Origin of the sequence: Enterobacter sp. SECR19-1250, assembly GCF_013391025.1 — a bacterium.
Taxonomy (GTDB): domain Bacteria; phylum Pseudomonadota; class Gammaproteobacteria; order Enterobacterales; family Enterobacteriaceae; genus Enterobacter; species Enterobacter cloacae.
This window is the reverse complement of sequence record NZ_JACASJ010000036.1, coordinates 21,323-42,644: the sequence shown is the minus strand read 5'-3', so window position 1 is coordinate 42,644 and position 21,322 is coordinate 21,323. Positions and strand designations below refer to the sequence as shown.

At 54.7% G+C, this 21,322-nt stretch carries 19 protein-coding genes; 9 read left to right on the top strand and 10 right to left on the bottom strand.

Going from position 1 to position 21,322, the window contains the following annotated elements:
- Positions 1–241: 241 nt before the first annotated feature.
- Positions 242–1,600, bottom strand: a complete 1,359-nt coding sequence (locus HX884_RS11540) for a glycoside-pentoside-hexuronide (GPH):cation symporter (protein ID WP_048972790.1) — start codon at positions 1,598–1,600, stop codon at positions 242–244.
- A gap of 365 nt (positions 1,601–1,965) precedes the next feature.
- Here HX884_RS11540 and HX884_RS11535 point away from each other — a divergent pair, with 365 nt between their 5' ends.
- Positions 1,966–3,651, top strand: coding sequence for an alpha,alpha-trehalase (locus tag HX884_RS11535; protein WP_178328182.1), 1,686 nt, complete (start codon positions 1,966–1,968; stop codon positions 3,649–3,651).
- 67 nt (positions 3,652–3,718) lie between these two features.
- On the opposite strand, the gene HX884_RS11530 is transcribed toward HX884_RS11535, so the two are convergent.
- Both HX884_RS11530 and HX884_RS11525 read right to left on the bottom strand, forming a co-directional pair.
- On the bottom strand, positions 3,719–5,821 hold the full coding sequence (locus tag HX884_RS11530; protein WP_029882291.1) for a TonB-dependent siderophore receptor: 2,103 nt from the start codon (positions 5,819–5,821) through the stop codon (positions 3,719–3,721).
- A gap of 113 nt (positions 5,822–5,934) precedes the next feature.
- Entirely contained in the window at positions 5,935–6,189 is a 255-nt protein-coding gene (locus tag HX884_RS11525; protein ID WP_013096161.1) for a GlsB/YeaQ/YmgE family stress response membrane protein, read from the bottom strand.
- Positions 6,190–6,395: 206 nt separating this feature from the next.
- Here HX884_RS11525 and HX884_RS11520 point away from each other — a divergent pair, with 206 nt between their 5' ends.
- A complete protein-coding gene (locus HX884_RS11520) occupies positions 6,396–7,127 on the top strand; it encodes a flagellar brake protein (protein WP_023621730.1) in 732 nt (243 codons plus the stop codon).
- 38 nt (positions 7,128–7,165) lie between these two features.
- Here the strand turns inward: HX884_RS11520 and emtA are convergent, their stop codons facing one another.
- Complete coding sequence (gene emtA, locus HX884_RS11515; RefSeq protein ID WP_023621731.1) at positions 7,166–7,777, bottom strand: membrane-bound lytic murein transglycosylase EmtA; 612 nt, start codon at positions 7,775–7,777, stop codon at positions 7,166–7,168.
- Between the two features lie 96 nt (positions 7,778–7,873).
- Here emtA and ldcA point away from each other — a divergent pair, with 96 nt between their 5' ends.
- Both ldcA and HX884_RS11505 read left to right on the top strand, forming a co-directional pair.
- Positions 7,874–8,788 (top strand): muramoyltetrapeptide carboxypeptidase, encoded by a 915-nt coding sequence (gene ldcA, locus HX884_RS11510; RefSeq protein ID WP_178328181.1) that lies wholly within the window; start codon positions 7,874–7,876, stop codon positions 8,786–8,788.
- Between the two features lie 97 nt (positions 8,789–8,885).
- Positions 8,886–10,619 carry a potassium/proton antiporter gene (locus HX884_RS11505; RefSeq protein ID WP_178328180.1) on the top strand — a complete coding sequence of 578 codons (1,734 nt, stop codon included), beginning with the start codon at positions 8,886–8,888 and terminating at the stop codon, positions 10,617–10,619.
- A gap of 47 nt (positions 10,620–10,666) precedes the next feature.
- On the opposite strand, the gene dadX is transcribed toward HX884_RS11505, so the two are convergent.
- Complete coding sequence (gene dadX, locus HX884_RS11500) at positions 10,667–11,737, bottom strand: catabolic alanine racemase DadX (protein WP_063427275.1); 1,071 nt, start codon at positions 11,735–11,737, stop codon at positions 10,667–10,669.
- A gap of 9 nt (positions 11,738–11,746) precedes the next feature.
- The gene (locus tag HX884_RS11495; RefSeq protein WP_014832348.1) at positions 11,747–13,045 is read right to left on the bottom strand and encodes a D-amino acid dehydrogenase; all 1,299 of its coding nucleotides are present in this window, start codon (positions 13,043–13,045) and stop codon (positions 11,747–11,749) included.
- Between the two features lie 320 nt (positions 13,046–13,365).
- On the opposite strand from HX884_RS11495, the gene HX884_RS11490 reads away from it, so the two are divergent.
- Positions 13,366–14,898, top strand: coding sequence for a SpoVR family protein (locus HX884_RS11490; RefSeq protein ID WP_013096153.1), 1,533 nt, complete (start codon positions 13,366–13,368; stop codon positions 14,896–14,898).
- Positions 14,899–14,979: 81 nt separating this feature from the next.
- On the opposite strand, the gene fadR is transcribed toward HX884_RS11490, so the two are convergent.
- On the bottom strand, positions 14,980–15,699 hold the full coding sequence (gene fadR / locus HX884_RS11485; RefSeq protein ID WP_013096152.1) for a fatty acid metabolism transcriptional regulator FadR: 720 nt from the start codon (positions 15,697–15,699) through the stop codon (positions 14,980–14,982).
- 201 nt (positions 15,700–15,900) lie between these two features.
- Here fadR and nhaB point away from each other — a divergent pair, with 201 nt between their 5' ends.
- Both nhaB and dsbB read left to right on the top strand, forming a co-directional pair.
- Complete coding sequence (gene nhaB, locus HX884_RS11480; protein WP_045903159.1) at positions 15,901–17,439, top strand: Na(+)/H(+) antiporter NhaB; 1,539 nt, start codon at positions 15,901–15,903, stop codon at positions 17,437–17,439.
- 46 nt (positions 17,440–17,485) lie between these two features.
- Positions 17,486–18,016: a disulfide bond formation protein DsbB gene (dsbB, locus tag HX884_RS11475; RefSeq protein ID WP_028028084.1), complete on the top strand. Its 531-nt coding sequence runs from the start codon at positions 17,486–17,488 to the stop codon at positions 18,014–18,016.
- Positions 18,017–18,137: 121 nt separating this feature from the next.
- Here the strand turns inward: dsbB and HX884_RS11470 are convergent, their stop codons facing one another.
- From HX884_RS11470 to HX884_RS11460, 3 genes are all read right to left on the bottom strand, one after another.
- The gene (locus HX884_RS11470; RefSeq protein WP_178328179.1) at positions 18,138–18,578 is read right to left on the bottom strand and encodes a YcgN family cysteine cluster protein; all 441 of its coding nucleotides are present in this window, start codon (positions 18,576–18,578) and stop codon (positions 18,138–18,140) included.
- Between the two features lie 92 nt (positions 18,579–18,670).
- Positions 18,671–19,330 (bottom strand): fumarylacetoacetate hydrolase family protein, encoded by a 660-nt coding sequence (locus HX884_RS11465; protein WP_029882294.1) that lies wholly within the window; start codon positions 19,328–19,330, stop codon positions 18,671–18,673.
- Positions 19,331–19,377: 47 nt separating this feature from the next.
- Positions 19,378–19,653, bottom strand: a complete 276-nt coding sequence (locus HX884_RS11460) for a YcgL domain-containing protein (protein WP_013096146.1) — start codon at positions 19,651–19,653, stop codon at positions 19,378–19,380.
- 123 nt (positions 19,654–19,776) lie between these two features.
- Between HX884_RS11460 and minC the strand changes: the two genes are divergently transcribed.
- Both minC and minD read left to right on the top strand, forming a co-directional pair.
- On the top strand, positions 19,777–20,484 hold the full coding sequence (gene minC, locus HX884_RS11455; RefSeq protein ID WP_129252455.1) for a septum site-determining protein MinC: 708 nt from the start codon (positions 19,777–19,779) through the stop codon (positions 20,482–20,484).
- A gap of 23 nt (positions 20,485–20,507) precedes the next feature.
- On the top strand, positions 20,508–21,320 hold the full coding sequence (gene minD, locus HX884_RS11450) for a septum site-determining protein MinD (protein ID WP_013096144.1): 813 nt from the start codon (positions 20,508–20,510) through the stop codon (positions 21,318–21,320).
- The last annotated feature ends 2 nt before the right edge of the window (positions 21,321–21,322 follow it).

Below are 21,322 nucleotides of genomic sequence, written 5' to 3'. Positions count from 1 at the left end.
GATGCGTGATCTGATCCTTCAACTCAGCAAAAGTTCGATTTATTCAACAAAGTCCAGTTTATCTTCCAGACGTTGGGTATCATTTGCTGCCATTGCTGCGGTAGAACAAAACGCACTGACGAGCAGTGCAATATTTTTCACTTTCATCGACTCCATCCTCGTGAGTTAATCATTATTTCCTGACGGACACAGAGAACCTCACCGATAATTCAAATGAATTATCGGCTTACTGCTTCAACTATTAAGAGTTAGCGAATTCGCCTTTGTTTAAATCACTCACCACGCCATTCATGACGTTTTCAGTTAATTTATAAAATTTGATCGAGAATGCGGTGAGTAAATAAAAGAGTGATGGGATTAACGTGAACAATAAAATAACGCCCTGAATGGCGGATTCTGACTGTACTGTACTGTTCGACTGGTAATTAAACCAGGCCAGCACCCAACCCAGAATGGCACCACCGACGGCGACACCCAACTTAATCACGAAAATATTGGCCGCAACATTCATACCTGTAATACGACGTTGGGTTTTCCATTCACCGTAATTATTTGCATCAGTGATCATTGACCACTGCAACGCGCCGTTACCGCCCTGGACAATCTGAATGAGCACATGGGCAATCAGTGGAATGCCCCAGAACTCCAGCGGCAGCCAGAAGCAGGCCACGCCTAACGCAGCGTTGAGAATATTGATCCAGAACGAGAGTTTAACCTTGCAAAAACGGGTACCGAACGGCTGCGCCAGAACCGAACCAAACATCGAGGCCAGCATCCCGCCCAGCATAAAGAACGAGATGACGTCAGCCCCCTTGTTGAGAACAGTGTTCACGTAATAGACCACTGCGCCACCGCGGATCACCACCGCCACCAGCATCATAAAGTTGTAGATCGAGAGAATGCGCCACTGATCGTTACGAAAGAGGATTTTAACGTCCCGGGCGATGTTCAGATTTTCCTCTTTGATCGGCTGGACACGCTCTTTGGTGGTAACAAAACAAATGATAAACATCACGCAGCCGATTGCGCCAAAAAGCGCCATCGCCACCTGGATGCCGGTCGCCCTGTCGCCGGGGTAGAGATAGTCCGCCAGGGGCAGAATCAGCGCGGTGCCGAGCGCCCCGCCAATTGGCGTAATGGCAAAGCGCCAGGACTGCAACGAGAGGTTTTCACGCGGATCGGACGTTAGCGCCGCCCCCAGAGAACAATACGGGATATTTATGGCGGTATACATCAGGGTCATAAATATATACGCGCCAACGGCATAATAAATTTTCCCGGTTTCAGTAAAATCAGGTATGGAATATACCAGCACGCAACTCACCGCAAAAGGAACGCATATCGCCAGCAGCCAGGGACGAAAACGTCCCCAGCGTGTGGATGTTGCATCGGCAATCGCTCCCATAACGGGGTCGGTAATGGCATCTAATAAGCGGACCAAAAGAAACATGGTTCCCATTACGGCCGGGGGTAAGCCATAAATATCCGTATAGTAATACGCCAGAATGGCGACCGAGGAGTCAAAAACAATATGACTCGCGGCATCTCCAAGGCTGTAGCCTATTTTTTCCCGGACCGGAATTTTTTCACTCACTGACATCACGTTACTCCTTATTGATGAAACCGGTTTCTGCTTTGGCAATAATTTCGCCTGAGCGCAACGAGGCGATCCATTATGTTTTTTCACCATGAAGTTATGTTTTTTGCTTTATGTGATCGGGATAATTAAAAGAAAGCCTTTATCCGGAAAATTATGCGTAACGGATCGCAATTTATTTTCTCGCCTACAGCCATTCACAATATCAATATTTCAGCCGCGCCACCGGGGCATTAAACGCAACGGTAAATTGTCTGGATTTGTGCAAAGTGCGATGTTCGACACGCGAAGCGCGGAATATTCGACTAAGGTTTTCTGGTGAATGATTACAGCGTGACCGCTGCTCAGCGAAATAAGGAGAAGCACCGATGATAACACCTCAAAAGCTGCGCCCTCGCCTCTTACCTCTGGTTCTGGGCAGTGCGCTGCTCGCGGTTGCCGCGACAGGCAACGCGGAAGAGATGAACTCTGGCCAGACAAATTCACCGGATATCTTGCTCGGCCCTCTTTTCAACGATGTCCAGAGCGCCAAACTCTTCCCCGATCAAAAAACCTTTGCCGATGCCGTACCAAAAAGCGATCCCCTGACGATCCTGGCCGACTACCGCATGCAGCGTCGTCAGTCCGGGTTTGATTTACGCCATTTTGTTGATATGAACTTCACGCTTCCCGCGGAAGGGGACAAATATGTTCCTCCTGCGGGGCAGAGCCTGCGTGAGCATATTGACGGGCTGTGGCCTGTGCTGACGCGTACCACCGATAAAGCCAGTAACAAATGGGATTCACTCCTGCCCTTACCGAAATCCTACGTCGTGCCGGGCGGGCGTTTCCGCGAGGTCTACTACTGGGACAGCTATTTCACCATGTTAGGGCTAGCGGAAAGCGGCCACTGGGACAAAATCAGCGATATGGTGGACAACTTTGCCTACGAGCTGGATACATGGGGGCACATTCCGAACGGCAACCGCAGTTACTATCTGAGCCGCTCCCAGCCGCCATTTTTCTCGCTGATGGTGGAACTGCTGGCCACGCACGACAGCGAGGCGCTGAAGAAATACCGTCCGCAGATGGAAAAGGAGTACGCCTACTGGATGGAGGGCGCAGATGCGCTGCAGGCCGGAGAGGCCAACAAACGCGTGGTGAAGCTGGAGGATGGCTCGCTGCTTAACCGCTACTGGGATGACCGCGACACGCCGCGTCCGGAGTCGTGGCTTGACGATATCACCACCGCCAAAAGCAACCCTAACCGCCCGGCAACCGAAATCTACCGCGATTTGCGCTCTGCGGCGGCCTCAGGCTGGGACTTCAGCTCCCGCTGGATGGACGATCCGCAAAAGCTGGGCACCATCCGCACCACCAGTATTGTGCCGGTGGATCTGAACGCCCTGATGTTCAAGATGGAAAAACTGCTCGCCCGGGCAAGCCAGGAGAGCGGCGATGCCGCCAGCGCGAGCAAATATGAAGCCCTGGCCACGGCGCGCCAGAAGGCGATGGAGAAGTATCTGTGGAACGATAAAGAGGGATGGTATGCGGATTACGACCTGAAGAGTAAGAAGGTGCGTAATCAGCTCACGGCTGCAGCGCTCTTCCCGCTGTATGTGAAGGCCGCGGCACAGGATCGCGCGGATAAAGTGGCTGCAGCGACGTCCTCACGTCTGCTGAAACCGGGCGGCATCACCACCACCACCGTCAACAGCGGCCAGCAGTGGGATGCCCCCAATGGCTGGGCGCCACTGCAGTGGGTAGCCACGGAAGGGTTGCAGAATTATGGACAGGACAAGGTCGCGATGGATGTCACCTGGCGCTTCCTGAAAAATGTTCAGCATACCTACGATCGCGAGCAGAAACTGGTGGAGAAATATGATGTCTCCTCCACCGGTACGGGCGGTGGCGGCGGTGAGTATCCGCTACAGGATGGATTCGGCTGGAGCAACGGCGTGACGCTGAAGATGCTGGATCTGGTCTGTCCGAAAGAGAAACCATGTGACAGCGTGCCGCAGAATCAGCCTGCGGCGAATGATGAGGCTGCGCCGGTGAAAAGCACGGCGCAGTAAGTGAACAATGCCGGGGGGCGCTAACGCCTACCCGGCCTGCATTCCCTTCGGGAGAGGGAAACGATAATCAGAAGCTGTAGCTCGCCCCCAACTGATACGTCCGGTCACGCCCAATCCAGCAGTTTGTCGCGTCGTAGCAGGTCAGCGTCTCTTTGTTGGTGATGTTTTGCGCGCTGGCTTTCAGCGTCAATCCCTCCAGCGACGGCAGGATTTCCCCCATACGATAGGAGGCCGCCAGATCGTACTGCATGGTGCCGCCCAGTTTGCCCGCATCGTTGTTCGGTGAAATTTCCATTGGACCGGTGTAGCGCGCCCCTGCCCCCAGCATCAGCCCTCTCAGCGGCGTGTTGTCAAAGGTGTAATCCCCCCACAGGTTGAACGCGTTCTCCGGTACCTGCGTTGGCCGTTTGCCCTGGTATTTGTCATCTTCGGTATTGATCAGATGGGTGTAGGCATAGTTGGCAATCAGGGTCACGTTATCCGCTGGGCGGCTGACGATTGAGAGCTCAGCCCCTTTAGATTCCACTTCTCCGGTCTGGCTGTAATTCAGGAAGCCCGGATCGGAGGTGACGACATTTTTCTGACGGATATTAAATACCGAGGCGGTAAAGGTTGTGGCGTAATCCGCCAGCAGGTATTTCACCCCGCCTTCCACCTGCTTGCTGGTGGTTGGCTTCACATCTTTAGCCGTGAGCGTACCCTGCGGCGACACCGGGGCAAACCCTTCGGAGTAGCTGATGAACGGTGAAAGCCCATTCTCAAACGCGTAAAGCGCGCCCAGGCGTTTGGTCACGCGGTCCTGCGAGACCCACGCCTTGTCGCCATTCTGCATATAGTTGGTGGTTACCGAGCGGTAATCGTCATAACGCAGGCTGGCCAGCAGATTTAATCCGCCAAACTCCACCTGATCCTGCAGGTAATAGCCGTTTTGCTGATAGCTCAGACGATTTTTTTGCCCCGTATACAACCCGAGATCGCGTTCATTGATCTGCGAATAGTCAGGATTTCGCATATCGATGCCAGGCGTTGTTGAGGCATAACGGTAGTAGAAGTGAGAGTCCATCTTTTGATAGTCAAACCCGGCCAACAGGTGGTGTTTCCACTCTCCCAGCGCCACGGTTTTGGTTACCTGGTTATCGATGTTGAAGCTCTTCAGATCTTCATCCGTGGTGTAAGCAAACCGGTTAAGCTGGTAGACCGCGCTCCCCGTCCCCGTGGCATAAACGCTGCGCTGGTGGGTGTCGACATCAAAGTACCGTGCCTTCTGGTTAAAGCCCCAGCCACTGTCAAACTCATGTTCAAAGCTGTAGCCCAGCATCCACTGACGCTGTTTGAAACCGCTCCACTCATCCCCGGCATAATCCCGGCGGTCGGCATATTTCGAGCGCAGATAAGCAAGCGGCAACGGGTTGGATGGAGACAGGCTCGGGGAGTTTTGCGCCAGTGCATCAACCGTAAGACGCGTTTTGCTGTCCGGCTCCCAGGTCACGGACGGGGCAACCAGATAATTTTCATAGCGCGTGGTATGGGGCTGATCGTCATTTTCCGTGGCTTTGCCCAGCAGGCGGTAGTTCCAGTCGCTGTCGGCAATTTGTCCTGTCGAGTCGAGATAACCCTCCTTCAGATTGCGATTGCCGGTGTTGAAACCCAACTCGGTATGGGCGGTTTTTTGTGGCTTTTTACCCTGAATATTCACCAGCCCCCCCGGGGAGCCACCGCCGTAGAGCACAGAAGATGGCCCTTTGAGGATATCAACGCTTTCAATCAGCAGTGGATCGATGCGTGCTTTGGTATTTCCGGTGACGTTATACGGCAGTTGCAGTCCGTTGTAGAACTCCTGGTCAACGGAAAAACCACGGATTTTATATTCGCTCATGTAGGTGGTATTGCCACGCAGCTCTGTCGAAACACCCGGAACATAGCGCAGGATTTCGTTCACGGAGTTGGCATGGCGTTGCGCGATCTGCTGCGCAGAGACGGTATCGATCACCTGCGGCGTTTTACTTTCGGCAACGGCCGATTTGGTTGCGCTGTTTGTCCATGCGGGGAGAACGCTGCCCTGCTCAGAGCCGGTGACAAGAATGGTGGATTCTTCAGCAAATGCCTGTGCCTGTAATGCCAGCGTCACGGCTCCTGCCAACGCGCATACTGCAAAACGTGAGGTGTTCATAATGTCGTCTTGTGATTATATGTAACTAGGAACAACAATTATTATCATTTCGATTAGCAAATCAATATCACGACAAAAAAAACGGCCCTGTCGCGAGAGCCGTTTTGTGTCATCTATGCCCGTCGGAGCAACCTGAATATGCCCAGGACAACAATGGCGCCCACCACAGCCACAAGGAAACTGTGCAGGTCGAATCCACTAATGTCGCCCCCAAAGCCAAACATGGTCGCCAGCCAGCCGCCGACAACCGCACCAACAACCCCGAGCACACAGGTCAATATAAAGCCGCCGCCATCATTTCCCGGCATGATGAGTTTAGCGATAGCCCCGGCAATAAGACCAAAGATGATCCACGCGATAATACCCATAGCGATGCCCTCTTGCAGGTTTAACGCATGCGCAGAAAACCCTCCGCGCAGGTAACGTAAGTATAGGTCATCACGGTAAAACCGATTTCATCTCACCGACTTAACTTCTCTGTACTGCGAAAAAAACTCACCGGTTTGTATTAAGTTTCGTTTCACGCTGCCGATAACGCAGAGACAGTCTGTCATTTATCAAGGAGCCATCCGGCGTGAGTAATTACAGTGAGCAGTTCCTGAAGCAAAATCCGCTGGCTGTATTAGGGGTATTGCGCGACCTGCAAAAAGGCGAGGTGCCGCTGCGCATCAGCTGGTCAAACAATCAGTTCATCAGCAAGATCCTGGATGCTTCTGCAGAGAGGCTGGTCATTGACCTGGGCAGCCAGGAGCATGAAAACCGCGCCGCGCTGCGGGCGGAGAAAATCTCGGTGATGGCAGAAACGCACGGCGCAAAAGTGGAGTTTGTCCTGCCGCGCCTGGAGTTGAGCGAATACGGTGGTCTTCCGGCGTTTGTCACCCCGCTGCCGGCCAACCTCTGGTTTGTTCAGCGCCGTGAATATTTTCGTATCAGTGCCCCGCTTCACCCTGCCTATTTTGGTAAGGCCAAAATGCCGGACAAAAAAGAGATCCGCTTTCGCCTTTTTGACCTCTCCCTGGGCGGCATGGGTGCGCTGATGGATACGCCAAAGCCTGACGGACTGGTTGAAGGCATGCGATTTACCCAAATCGAACTGGATATGGGGGGCTGGGGGCGTTTTTACTTTGATGCGCAGCTGATAGCCATCAGCGAGCGTAAGGTGGTCGACAGCAAAAATGAAACGATCGTCACGCCGCGTCTGAGCTTCCGCTTCCTGAACGTCGGGCCGGGCGCAGAGCGTGAACTGCAGCGGATTATCTATTCTCTGGAGCGAGAGGCGCGGGAGCGGGCGAATAAAGTGTTGTGACAGGAGCCGGGCAGCAAACAGGCCGCCCGACAACGGCATTACATGGCATCCATTGCTTTCTGAACTTTCCAGATATAACGCGGAGCCTGTGGTGCCGGATGATTTTTCACCACGTGTTCAAAGAACTCGTCTTTGTCCATGTCGTTGATCTCTTCTATCGCCTCTTTACGGTCCGATGAGAACGTCCTGAGCAGCGCACCCGCACCGTTCACGTAAGAGACCACCAGCGCATACTGCATCACTTCAGGATCCTCGATTCCCTTCAGCACGCCGTGTTCCAGAATGCTCAAATAGGCCGTGCCCATGGAGATGTTGCGTTCCGGGTTTTTCAGCTCGCTGGTTGACGGCTGACCACGCCAGCCCATATAGCGGTAGACCTCTCTCCCTGCGGTTGAGGCCTTAAGCTGCATCAGCCCCACGGCGTTAGATTTGCTGACAAGCGTTGGGTTACCGCCGGATTCCACGGCAATGATCGCCGTGATCAGTCGCGGGCTGACGCCCCAGGCCTTGCCTGCCTGTTCACTGATCGGCATCCACTGCATGGCCCGTTTTACAGGCACTTCCGGGTTCCATGCCGGGTTTTGATAGTCATGTTTTGAACTACAGCCAGCCAGCAACACAATCAAAAAAGCAAACCATCTCAATTTCACGTCATCTATCCTTATAGCCGGTCATCGCCCTTGAAGCAGGCAACGTATAAGCGGCATGATATAGACAATTAGATTCTCATTCAGCAAGGAATTGCCATGTCTCAGTTTCATCTTATCGCGCCGTCCGGGTACTGCATCAACCAGGAGGCGGCACAGCGGGGCGTTGAGCGCTTACTGGAACTCGGTTACCCGGTAGAAAATCAGACAATTATCCCCCGCCGCCAGCAGCGTTTTGCCGGTACGGAAGCGCAAAGGCTGAATGATATCAACAGCCTGGTGAACCTGCAGGGTGAGAACAATATCGTGCTGGCGGTGCGCGGCGGCTATGGTGCGAGCCGGTTGCTGGAGAGTATTGACTGGCAAGGGCTGGCAAAGCGTCAGCAGCAGGATCCGCTGCTTATCTGCGGCCACAGCGACTTTACCGTAATCCAGCTCGGGCTGCTCGCGCTGCATAACGTGGTGACCTTCAGCGGCCCGATGCTGGCCGGTAATTTCGGGGCACCCGAGCTTGATCCATTTACGGTGGAACACTTCTGGCGCGCCCTGAAAAACCCGACCTACAGCGTTGAGTGGCGGGGCAACGGGCCGCACTGGTCGTGTGAAGGACAACTCTGGGGCGGAAATCTGGCAATGCTGGTGTCGCTCATCGGGACGCCATGGCTGCCGCAAATTGACGGCGGCATTCTGGTGCTGGAAGATATCAATGAACATCCGTTCCGCGTCGAGCGCATGTTATTGCAGCTGTATTACGCCGGTATTCTGGAACGTCAATCCGCGGTTATTCTTGGCAGTTTTACCGGTGCCGCGCCGAATGACTATGACGCAGGATACTCGCTGGAAACGATGGTCGATTTCATCCGCTCACGCCTTGATATTCCTGTTATTACCGGGCTGGACTTCGGCCACGAGCAGCAAACCGTCACCCTGGCGTTAGGCGCGCAGGCCATCCTGAAGCATGATGAAACGGGCAGTCGTTTAACGATTGGGGGTCATCCGGTCTTAAAGGCATAAAAAAGCCGTTAATCCCCCTCAATAAACCGCTGTTTCCGTCGTTAATATGTTAGGGTTTTAGTAACAGCATTAACATTGAGGTGGGAGTAAGACAACATTGGATGCCACAGCGATAATCAGTCTTTTCATTCTGGGTTCTGTGCTCGTAACCTGTAGTATTTTATTAAGTTCATTTTCATCGCGTCTCGGCATACCTATTCTTGTTATTTTCCTTGCCATCGGCATGCTGGCGGGTGTCGATGGTATCGGCGGTATTCCTTTCGATAACTACCCTTTCGCTTACATGATCAGTAACCTTGCGCTGGCGGTGATCCTGCTCGACGGCGGGATGCGCACCCAGGCGAGCTCATTTCGCGTGGCGCTGGGGCCCGCCCTGTCGCTGGCGACGGTCGGGGTGTTAATTACCTCCGGTCTGACCGGCATGATGGCGGCGTGGCTGTTCCATCTCGATCTGATGGAAGGTTTACTGATTGGCGCGATTGTTGGCTCAACCGACGCGGCGGCGGTGTTTTCCCTGCTGGGGGGCAAAGGGTTGAACGAACGCGTCGGCTCCACGCTTGAGATTGAATCCGGCAGTAACGATCCGATGGCTGTATTTCTCACCATCACGCTGATAGAGATGATCCAGCAGCATGAAACAGGCTTAAGCTGGATGTTTGTCCTGCATATCCTGCAGCAGTTCGGCCTGGGGATTGCGCTCGGCCTGGCCGGGGGTTACCTGCTTCAGCAGACGATCAACCGGATATCGCTGCCTTCGGGGCTCTACCCGCTGCTTGCCCTGAGCGGCGGCATTCTGATTTTTGCCGTCACCACTGCGCTGAACGGCAGCGGGATCCTCGCGGTTTATCTCTGCGGCTTCCTGCTGGGCAATCGCCCTATTCGCAACCGTCACGCCATTTTGCAGAACTTCGACGGGCTGGCCTGGCTGGCGCAAATCGGGATGTTCCTCGTGCTGGGCCTGCTGGTGACGCCGTCAGACCTGCTGCCGATTGCCGTTCCGGCGCTGATTTTATCGGCGTGGATGATCTTCTTCGCACGCCCCCTGTCGGTGTTTGCCGGTCTGCTGCCGTTTCGCGGCTTCAACCTGCGCGAACGGGTCTTTATCAGCTGGGTGGGGCTGCGCGGCGCGGTGCCCATTATCCTGGCTGTCTTCCCGATGATGGCCGGACTGGATAACGCGCGGCTGTTCTTTAACGTCGCCTTCTTCGTGGTTCTGATCTCGCTGCTGTTCCAGGGAACCTCGCTCGGGTGGGCGGCGAAAAAAGCCAAAGTGGTGGTTCCTCCTGTGGGCTGGCCGGTTTCCCGCGTGGGGCTGGATATTCACCCGGAAAACCCGTGGGAACAGTTTGTTTACCAGCTCAGCGCTGATAAATGGTGCGTGGGGGCATCGCTGCGCGATTTGCACATGCCTGCGGAAACGCGAATTGCCGCCCTGTTCCGCGATAATGTCCTGCTGCACCCAACCGGCAGCACCCGGCTACGCGAAGGCGATATTCTGTGTGTGATTGGCCGCGAGCGGGACCTGCCCGCCCTGGGTAAACTGTTCAGCCAGTCGCCTCCGGTGGCGCTGGATCAGCGTTTCTTCGGCGATTTTATTCTGGAAGCCAGCGCCAGGTTTGCGGACGTGGCCCTGATTTATGGGCTGGATGAAGGTGCTGAAGGCGACGATAACCAGCAAACGCTGGGCGAAATCATCCAGCTGCGCCTTGGTGCGGCCCCGGTTGTGGGTGACCAGGTGGAGTTTGCCGGGATGATCTGGACCGTAGCAGAGAAAGAAGATAACGCAGTGCGGAAAGTCGGTTTGCGGCCGATGGAAGAGGACGTGGAGTAGTGGTTTTTTGCCGGGTGGCGCTAACGCTTACCCGGCACACAGACACGTTACACCGTCACAACCGGCACTCTCGGTGCCAGCGCGCACATCAGTTCATACCCTACCGTCCCCGCCGCGGCAGCCACGTCATCAATTTTGACTTCGTTACCCCACAGCTCGACCGGGGAACCAATGCCCGCCTGCGGACATGGCGTGAGATCAACGGCCAGCATATCCATGGAGACGGTGCCCACCGTTCCCGTACGCACCCCGTCTACCCAGACTGGCGTGCCGCTCGGCGCGATACGCGGGTAGCCGTCAGCATAACCGCCCGCCACAATACCAATCCGTTGCTCGCCCGTCGCCCGGTAACGGCTGCCATAGCCCACCGTGTCGCCGGCCTTCAGCGTCTGCACACCGATGATTTCGCTGCGCAGGGTCATCACCGGCTTAAGGCCGCTGTTGGCGATATCCTGCCACTGGCCTGAGGGAGAGGCGCCATAAAGGACAATGCCAGGACGCACCCAGTTATAATGCGCCTCAGGATGCCACAGCGTGGCCGCTGAGTTGGAGAGCGAACGTGGGCAATCCAGCCCTTCTGCTGCCTGCTCAATGCGCACCATCGCATCGGCAATACCGTCCGGTTTTTCCGCATAGGCAAAATGCGCCATCAGCGTCATTTCGCCCACGTTCTTCAGGGCGCGCAGCTGTTGCCATACCGTATGGACCCGCTCAGGCTGGAAGCCCAGGCGGTTCATACCGCTGTTCACCTTGAGATAAATATCTAGCGGCGCATGCAGTTTTGCATCCTGAATCGCTTTAATTTGCCAGTTGCTGTGAACGCTGGTGGTCAGCCGGTACTTATCCAGCAGCGGCAGATCGTCGGCATGGAAGAACCCCTCAAGCAACAGAATGGGCCCTTTCCAGCCGCGCTCGCGCAGCAGAATGGCCTCTTCCAGATTCAGTAACGCAAAACCGTCGGTGGCGCTGAGCGCACTCCAGATACGATCGATACCGTGGCCGTAGGCATTGGCTTTCACCACCGACCAGACGCGTGAACCTGGCGCCGCCCGGCGAACAATTTGCAGGTTATCCTTCAGGGCCTGCAAATCGAGCTGAGCCAGAACAGGACGGGACATGACAACTCCTTAGTTATGCGCGCCGTGCAGGTGCTGTGGACGCGAAGGGGTAAACCCCGATTGATAGCGTGCGGCACTTAAATCGTCAAACGGAATTGCCGGCGTGCGCCCGGATATCAAATCGCTAAGCAGCTGGCCAGAGCCGCAGGCCATTGTCCAGCCAAGCGTACCGTGGCCGGTATTGGTCCACAGGTTTTTGAACGGCGTACGGCCAACAATTGGCGTGCCGTCTGGCGTCATTGGACGCAGCCCGGTCCAGAAGGTTGCCTGCTCGACAAAACCGCCACGCGGGAACAGGTCGCCAACCACCATCTCCAGCGTTTCACGGCGCGGCTTCAGCAGCTCGGTGTTAAAGCCGACAATCTCCGCCATCCCGCCAACGCGGATGCGGTTATCGAAGCGGGTAATGGCGATTTTGTAGGTTTCATCCAGAATGGTGGAAACTGGCGCCCCGCTGTCCTCTTTTACCGGAATGGTCAGGGAGTAGCCCTTCAGCGGGTAAACCGGAATGTCGAGAATGCCCTTCAGCATCGCGGTGGAATAGGAGCCAAACGCCATGACGTAGGCATCCGCTTTAATGACTTCATCGCCACACTTCACGCCGTAGATACTGCCGCCTTCTGACAGCAGTTTGTCGACCGCGGTATTAAAGCGGAATTTCACCCCCGCCTGCTCGCACATCTGCGCGAGACGCTGCGTAAACAGCTGGCAGTCGCCGGTTTCATCATTCGGCAAACGCAGGCCGCCCGTCAGCTTGTGCGACACTTCTGCCAGCGCCGGTTCAACCTGCCCAAGCTGGCTGGCTTCGAGCAGTTGATACGGTACGCCCGCATCTTCCAGCACGGCAATATCACGAGTGGCGTTTTCATACTGTTGCGCCGTGCGGAACAGTTGCAGCGTGCCGCCCTGACGACCTTCGTACTCAATACCGGTGGAGGCGCGCAGTGCTTTCAGGCAGTCACGGCTGTATTCCGCCAGACGCACCATCCGACCTTTGTTTTCCATGTAGTGCCGGGTGTCACAGTTGCGCAGCATCTGCCACATCCACTTCAGCTGGAACTGGGTGCCGTCGAGGCTGATGGCCAGCGGCGCATGGCGCTGGAACATCCACTTAATTGCCTTCAGCGGAACGCCGGGTGCCGCCCACGGCGCGGCATAGCCCGGAGAGATCTGTCCGGCGTTCGCCGCACTGGTTTCCAGCGCAGGCCCTGACTCACGATCGATAACGGTCACGTCATGTCCCGCCTGACTTAAATACCAGGCGCTGGTTACGCCAACGACACCACTTCCCAGTATGACAACACGCATAGCCACTCCATATGTGCAAAAGAACAATCTTCTAATTACAGATTGATAACCTAGTTGAAAATATTATTCAACATACGACTTTTTTATGGTGACTTACCTCACACATCCCCCAACATCAGGGGATGAGGCGAATTTGGGATCTCCTGCTGCGCGTTATTTTTAACCAGTATAAAATTCTGTGAAGACCGCTTTTTTTGCCGCATCAAAAACGGGAAATCGCAAAGAAAAAATTTCTGCTCCAGCACGCTTTTTAACACGGTGATCTATGCTTATCAGGAGGCTCTCCAGACAGAGAGAGCTCCCACAACGAGGGCGCGCTAATGGCTACTATTGATTCCCTGAATAAGGACAGCACACGTCTGAGCGATGGACCCGACTGGACCTTCGAGTTGCTGGATGTCTATCTCGCCGAAATCGACCGGGTGGCAAAACTGTATCGTCTGGATACTTATCCCCATCAGATTGAAGTCATTACGTCCGAGCAGATGATGGACGCCTACTCCAGCGTCGGGATGCCGATCAATTATCCGCACTGGTCGTTTGGTAAAAAATTCATTGAAACGGAGCGCTTATATAAGCACGGCCAGCAGGGGCTGGCGTATGAGATCGTGATCAACTCCAATCCGTGTATCGCCTACCTGATGGAAGAGAACACCATTACCATGCAGGCGCTGGTGATGGCGCATGCCTGCTACGGGCATAACTCGTTCTTCAAGAATAACTACCTGTTCCGCAGCTGGACGGATGCCAGCTCGATTGTCGATTACCTGATCTTCGCGCGTAAGTACATTACCGACTGCGAAGAGCGCTATGGCGTGGACGAAGTGGAGAAACTGCTCGACTCCTGTCACGCGCTGATGAACTACGGCGTTGATCGTTACAAACGTCCACAGAAAATCTCCCTTCAGGAGGAGAAAGCGCGGCAGAAAAGCCGCGAAGAGTATCTGCAAAGCCAGGTGAATATGCTGTGGCGCACCCTGCCGAAACGTGAAGAAGAGAAAGCGGTTGCCGAAGCGCGTCGCTACCCGTCTGAGCCGCAGGAAAACCTGCTCTATTTTATGGAGAAAAACGCGCCGCTGCTGGAGCCGTGGCAGCGTGAGATCCTGCGCATCGTGCGTAAGGTCAGCCAGTATTTCTATCCGCAGAAACAGACCCAGGTGATGAACGAAGGCTGGGCCACCTTCTGGCATTACACCATCCTTAACCATCTGTACGATGAAGGGAAAGTCACCGAGCGGTTCATGATGGAGTTCCTGCACAGCCATACAAACGTGGTGTTCCAGCCGCCTTACAACAGCCCGTGGTATAGCGGCATTAACCCGTACGCGCTCGGCTTTGCGATGTTCCAGGACATTAAACGCATCTGCCAGTCGCCAACGGAAGAAGATAAATACTGGTTCCCGGATATCGCCGGCTCTGACTGGCTGGAAACGCTGCATTTCGCGATGCGTGACTTTAAGGATGAGAGCTTCATCAGCCAGTTTATGTCGCCGAAGATCATGCGTGATTTCCGCTTCTTCACCGTGCTGGATGACGACCGCAATAACTACCTGGAGATTTCTGCGATCCATAACGAGGAAGGTTACCGTGAGATCCGCTCTCGCCTCTCCTCCCAGTACAACCTGAGCAACCTTGAACCCAACATTCAGGTATGGAACGTGGATTTACGCGGCGATCGCTCCCTGACGCTGCGCTATATTCCGCACAACCGGGCCCCGCTGGATAAAGGACGCAAAGAGGTGCTGAAGCATGTGCATCGCCTGTGGGGCTTTGATGTGCTGCTGGAGCAGCAGAATGAAGATGGCAGCGTGGAGCTGCTGGAACGTTGCCCGGCGCGGTTGAATACGTTGTAATGGTTTTTGCCGGGTTTTGTAGGCCCGGTAAGCGAAGCGCCACCGGGCGAAAAAAACCTCTCACTTGAGAGGTTTTTTATTTCAGCGGCCCTGAATGGCTAAATCACCCGGCAGTGTTTTCTGCATCCGGTGCCAGATTTCACCGGAATCGTGGCCGTAGCGGCGCACCGTTTCATACACCTGATCGTGCAGGCCTTCAGTACAGAGCTTGCTGAGCTTATGGTAGAAGCCCAGCGCCAGGCTGCGCGCCTCAGGGTTGGCAAAGTAGTGGCGACCGATACGGGTATACAGCCCTTTCATGCCGTTCAGGATCAGACCGTACACCGGGTTACCGGAGGCAAACGCCAGTCCGCGGAAAACGTTGTAATCGAGCGTGGCAAAGGCATCCGCGTGATCTTCCACTTCGTTCGCGCTGGCAAGCACCTGCAGCGCGTCTTCCGGATGCTGACGAAAAGCGGTACGAATAAAGATTGTCGCAATGTTGGTACGCACCGAGAGCAGATTATCAATCAGCTGTGGCACGCTTTCGTGATCGAGGCGCGCCAGCGTTTCAAGAATGTTCAGCCCGGAAGTTTCCCAGAAGTTGTTTACTTTCGTTGGCTTACCGTGCTGGATCGTCAACCAGCCATCGCGCGCCAGTCGCTGGAGCACTTCACGCAGCGTGGTGCGAGTGACGCCAATCAGTTCAGAGAGTTCGCGTTCAGCCGGAAGAATGGATCCCGCAGGGAAGCGATTATTCCAGATGCTTTCAATGATGTACTCTTCCGCGAAACCCGCCGGGCTCTGCGCCTTAATGACCATAGTGAGATTTCCATTACACAGCTTTTGCAAATTGCACTCATCATACCAGAGGCATGCAGTGGCAGGTAGCGCGTGAAAGAGAGAAAAGAGGGATCGCTGTTTTATTTTCGTGAAATTTACAATACACGCTTATCCGCCTCTGCCCCGCGTTTTTTGCGTATACTGATGTTTTGTTTTACCTGACGGGGAAGGACGTCTGTTGTGGAAATTTCTTTTGGGCGCGCGCTGTGGCGCAATTTTTTAGGCCAGTCTCCTGACTGGTACAAACTGATACTTCTGGTTTTCCTGGTTGTTAATCCCATTATTTTTAGTATCGCTCCGTTCGTCGCCGGGTGGCTGCTGGTGGCGGAGTTTATCTTCACCCTGGCCATGGCGCTGAAATGTTATCCCCTGCTGCCGGGTGGTTTGCTGGCTTTTGAAGCCGTGGTTATCGGCATGACGAGCGCAGAACATGTCAAAGCCGAGCTGGCATCCAACCTTGAAGTGCTTCTGCTGCTGATCTTCATGGTGGCCGGTATCTACTTTATGAAACAGCTGCTGCTGTTTATCTTCACCCGCCTGTTGCTCAGCATTCCGTCTAAAACGATGCTGTCGCTGGCGTTCTGCCTTGCTGCCGCATTCCTTTCGGCCTTCCTGGATGCGCTAACCGTCGTGGCGGTGGTCATCAGCGTTGCCGTCGGGTTTTACGGCATTTATCACCGCGTGGCATCGTCCCGTCCGGGCGAGGATTTGCAGGACGACAGCCACGTCGAGGCGCATAACCGTGAGGTGCTGGAACAGTTCCGCGCGTTTCTGCGCAGCCTGATGATGCACGCGGGCGTCGGTACCGCATTAGGTGGCGTGATGACCATGGTAGGTGAGCCGCAAAACCTGATCATCGCCAAAGCGGCTGAGTGGCATTTTGGCGAGTTTTTCCTGCGCATGGCACCGGTCAGCCTGCCCGTGTTCGTCTGCGGGTTAGCGACCTGTATCCTGGTCGAGAAATTCAACGTTTTCGGCTACGGTGCGCAGTTGCCTGAGCCAGTTCGCAAAGAGCTGCATAAATTTGACGAGCAGAACCGTACGCAGCGCACGCGCCAGGAGACGCTGCGTCTGATTGCGCAGGGGATCATCGGTATCTGGCTTATCGTCGCGCTGGCTTTCCATCTTGCCGAAGTCGGGCTGATTGGTCTCTCGGTTATTATTCTTGCGACGACCTTTAGCGGGGTAACGGATGAACATGCTATCGGTAAAGCCTTTACCGAAGCCCTGCCGTTTACCGCGCTGCTGGCGGTCTTCTTTGCGGTGGTGGCGGTGATTATCGACCAACACCTGTTCGCCCCGATTATTACTTTTGTACTGCAGGCGGCGCCCGACGCGCAACTGTCGCTCTTCTATCTGTTCAACGGCCTGCTGTCGTCCATCTCCGATAACGTTTTTGTCGGCACGGTCTACATCAATGAAGCCAAAGCGGCGATGGAAGAAGGCATTATCAACGCCGGGCAGTTCGAGCTGCTGGCGGTTGCCATTAATACCGGCACCAATCTGCCGTCGGTGGCGACGCCAAACGGACAGGCCGCGTTCCTGTTCCTGCTGACCTCGGCCCTCGCGCCACTCATACGTCTTTCTTATGGAAAGATGGTCTGGATGGCGCTGCCCTATACGCTGGTTCTCACCATTGTGGGATTGCTTTGCGTCAAAATTACCCTCATTCCCTGTACGCAATGGCTGATACAAGCGGGTATACTTGCGGCGCATTAAAATTCGTTTACACTGCGCTTTCTAAGCATGTTCCAGGGAAATGATTATGTTGAGATTTTTAAACCAGTGCTCCCGCGGTCGCGGAGCATGGTTGTTAATGGCCCTGACCGCCTTTGCGCTGGAAATGGTCGCGCTGTGGTTCCAGCATGTGATGGGACTCAAACCCTGCGTGCTCTGTATCTACGAGCGCTGCGCACTGTTTGGCGTCATGGGCGCGGGTCTGTTGGGTGCGATTGCACCTAAAACACCGCTCCGTTACGTCGCTATCGCGGTCTGGCTGTACAGCGCCTGGAAAGGGATTGAGCTTTCCTGGCAGCACACCATGATGCAACTGCACCCGTCGCCGTTTATGACCTGTGATTTCGCTGCCCGCTTCCCGAGCTGGTTGCCGCTGGATAAATGGCTGCCGCAGGTGTTTGTCGCTTCCGGTGACTGCTCTGTACGTCAGTGGGAATTCCTGTCGCTGGAGATGCCGCAGTGGCTGGTGGGCATTTTTGTGGCCTACTTCGTGGTCGCGCTGCTGGTGCTGATTGCTCAGCCGTTTAAGCCGAAGAAGCGCGATCTGTTCGGAAGGTAAAAGCAAAACGGCAACGATAGTTGCCGTTTTTAGTTTTTGCGCCCTCTCCCGTGGGAGAGGGTTGGGGTGAGGGCATCAGGCCGCACCCCAATAAAAACCCGCCTCGGCGGGTTTTTATTTATCACCGGGTCGGGTGTTTCATAATGTGGTCTTCCCAGTCCCGCACCTCGGACTCTTTCACCGCGATGTGACGCACAGAGATACGCTCGCCGTGCATGGCCGCTTTAGACCCGGTCAGCAAGGGGTGCCATGTCGGCAGATCCTTCCCTTCCGCCAGCAGGCGATACGCGCAGGTATGCGGCAGCCATTCAAACGTCGGCAGGTTCTCACGGGTGAGCTTAATGCAGTCCGGCTCGAACTCGAAGCGGCGCTCGTAGTTGCGGCACTGGCAGGTTTTGATGTTTAACTGCTTACAGGCAACGTTGGTGAAATAGATTTCATCAGTGTCTTCATCCATGAGCTTATGCAGGCAGCACTGCCCGCAGCCGTCACATAACGACTCCCACTCCACGTCTGTCATTTCGTCGAGAGTTTTGCGTTGCCAGAAAGGGATGTCGTTCATCAGAATGTCCACACGTCAAAAGAAAGCGCACCTTATAACGAGTCTGGCACGTTGATGCAAGTTTTGCCGCCCTGAGGGGCGGCAAAATGCGTTTACAGTACGCGGGTTTTCAGTGACAGGCCGTTAAAGCTCACTTCCAGTTCGTCTCCACCGTTAAGAGGGCCGACACCTTCTGGCGTACCGGTCAGGATCACATCCCCCGGCTTAAGGGTAAAGAAGCGGCTCATATAGGCAATCAGCGGCACGATCTTATGGATCATATCTGCCGTGGTGCCCTGCTGGCGGATCTCACCGTTCACTTTCAGGCTGAGGGACGTGTTCTGTGGATCGCCGGTAAATTCGCCGACCGGAACAAAACCCGAGATCGGGCAGGCATTATCAAAGCCTTTGGCTTTTTCCCACGGCTGCCCTGCTTTCTTCAGCTTGCCCTGTACCTCACGCAGCGTCAGATCCAGCGCCACGCCGTAACCGGCGATAGCTTTTTGCACATGCTCTTCGGAGGCCTGGCGTAGCGTCGCGCCAATCAGCACCGCCAGCTCCACTTCATGATGCACAGAACCCAATCCCTGCGGCAGTGCCAGCGGCTGGCGGATATCGCAAAGCGCGGTTTCCGGCTTAATGAACAGCACCGGCTCTTCTGGCGTCGCGCTGCCCATCTCCTGAATGTGTTTGGCATAGTTGCTGCCCACGCAAACCACTTTGCTGACGGGATAATCCAGTAATGCACCTTGCCAGTTATGATGTTGATACATGGTCGACCCCTAAACGGTTGATGTGTTATGCCCGAAAACAGGTGAGGCTATTTTTTACCGGTCGCCTCAAGATGCTGTTTTAATAAATTCTCGGGAGGTGGCGGAAGCTGTAAATAATAGCCTTGCTCCGTTAAGGCCGTTTTAACTTTTTCCAGATCGGCGTTAACCAGTTTCTTACGACCGTCGAGCGGCAGCAGCATCGCCAGCTGAGGTCGGCCAAAGCTCTTCATTAATTCTTCTGGCACACGGGAAAAATCGTCTTTCTTTTCGACATAAAGATAGGTCTGGTCGCGGCTTGTACTTCTGTAGATCACACAAAACATGTTTTTACTCTGAATTCATAGGTGGTTGCTTGCCTCAATATACTCCTGACTATAACATGCCTGATACTCTTCGGAATATCGCAGCGAGTGGTTGCGGTTAATAGCAAATTGAGTAAGGCCAGGATGTCAAACACGCCCATCGAGCTTAAAGGCAGTAGCTTCACCTTATCAGTGGTACATTTGCATGATGCAAAACCCGAGGTTATTCGTCAGGCGTTAGAAGACAAAATCGCTCAGGCTCCCGCCTTTCTGAAACACGCCCCTGTTGTTATCAATGTCAGCGGTCTGGAATCCCCGGTTAACTGGAAACAACTCCAGCAGGCCGTCTCCTCTACCGGTCTGCGCATTGTGGGCATCAGCGGCTGTAAAGATCCTGAGCTGAAAGCGGAAATCGACCGTGCGGGACTGCCTCTTCTGAACGAAGGCAAAGAAAAAGCCCCACGTGCGGCCCCCGTTGCCGTTGAAACGCCCCCACCTGCGGTACAAAACGTTACCGCCCTCACAAAAACGCGAATGATTGATGTGCCGGTTCGTTCCGGACAGCGCATTTATGCACCAAACTGTGATCTAATTGTTACAAGCCACGTCAGCGCTGGCGCTGAGCTGATTGCAGATGGCAATATTCACGTTTACGGTATGATGCGTGGGCGTGCACTCGCCGGGGCGAGTGGCGATCGGGACGCACAAATATTTTGTACTCACCTGACTGCGGAACTGGTGTCCATCGCAGGTGAATATTGGCTGAGCGACAAGATCCCAGCCGAATTTTATGGCAAAGCGGCTCGTCTGCGACTGGCAGACGACGCGTTGACCGTTCAACCGTTGAATTGATCCCTTTTTAACAAGGAATTTCTATGGCACGCATTATTGTTGTTACTTCGGGTAAAGGAGGCGTTGGCAAGACCACCTCCAGCGCGGCCATCGCTACTGGTTTGGCCCAGAAGGGAAAGAAAACCGTCGTTATCGATTTCGATATCGGTCTGCGTAACCTCGACCTGATTATGGGTTGCGAACGTCGCGTCGTGTATGACTTCGTAAACGTGATTCAGGGCGATGCCACCCTTAACCAGGCGCTGATTAAAGACAAGCGCACCGAGAACCTTTATATCCTCCCGGCCTCTCAGACGCGTGACAAAGACGCCCTGACCCGCGAAGGGGTTGAAAAGGTGCTCGATGAGCTGAAAAAAATGGAGTTCGACTTCATTGTCTGTGACTCCCCTGCCGGTATCGAAACCGGTGCCCTGATGGCGCTCTATTTCGCTGATGAAGCGATCATCACCACGAACCCTGAAGTGTCATCCGTCCGTGACTCTGACCGCATTCTCGGGATCCTCGCATCCAAATCCCGCCGTGCGGAAAATGGCGAAGATCCGATTAAAGAGCACCTGCTGCTGACCCGCTATAACCCGGGCCGCGTAAACAAAGGTGACATGCTGAGCATGGAAGACGTGCTGGAGATCCTGCGCATTAAACTGGTGGGCGTCATCCCGGAAGACCAGTCCGTGCTGCGCGCCTCTAACCAGGGCGAGCCAGTGATCCTTGATACAACAGCAGATGCCGGTAAAGCGTATGCGGATACGGTTGACCGTCTGCTGGGAGAAGAACGTCCTTTCCGCTTCATTGAAGAAGAGAAGAAAGGTTTCCTCAAACGCCTGTTCGGAGGATAAGT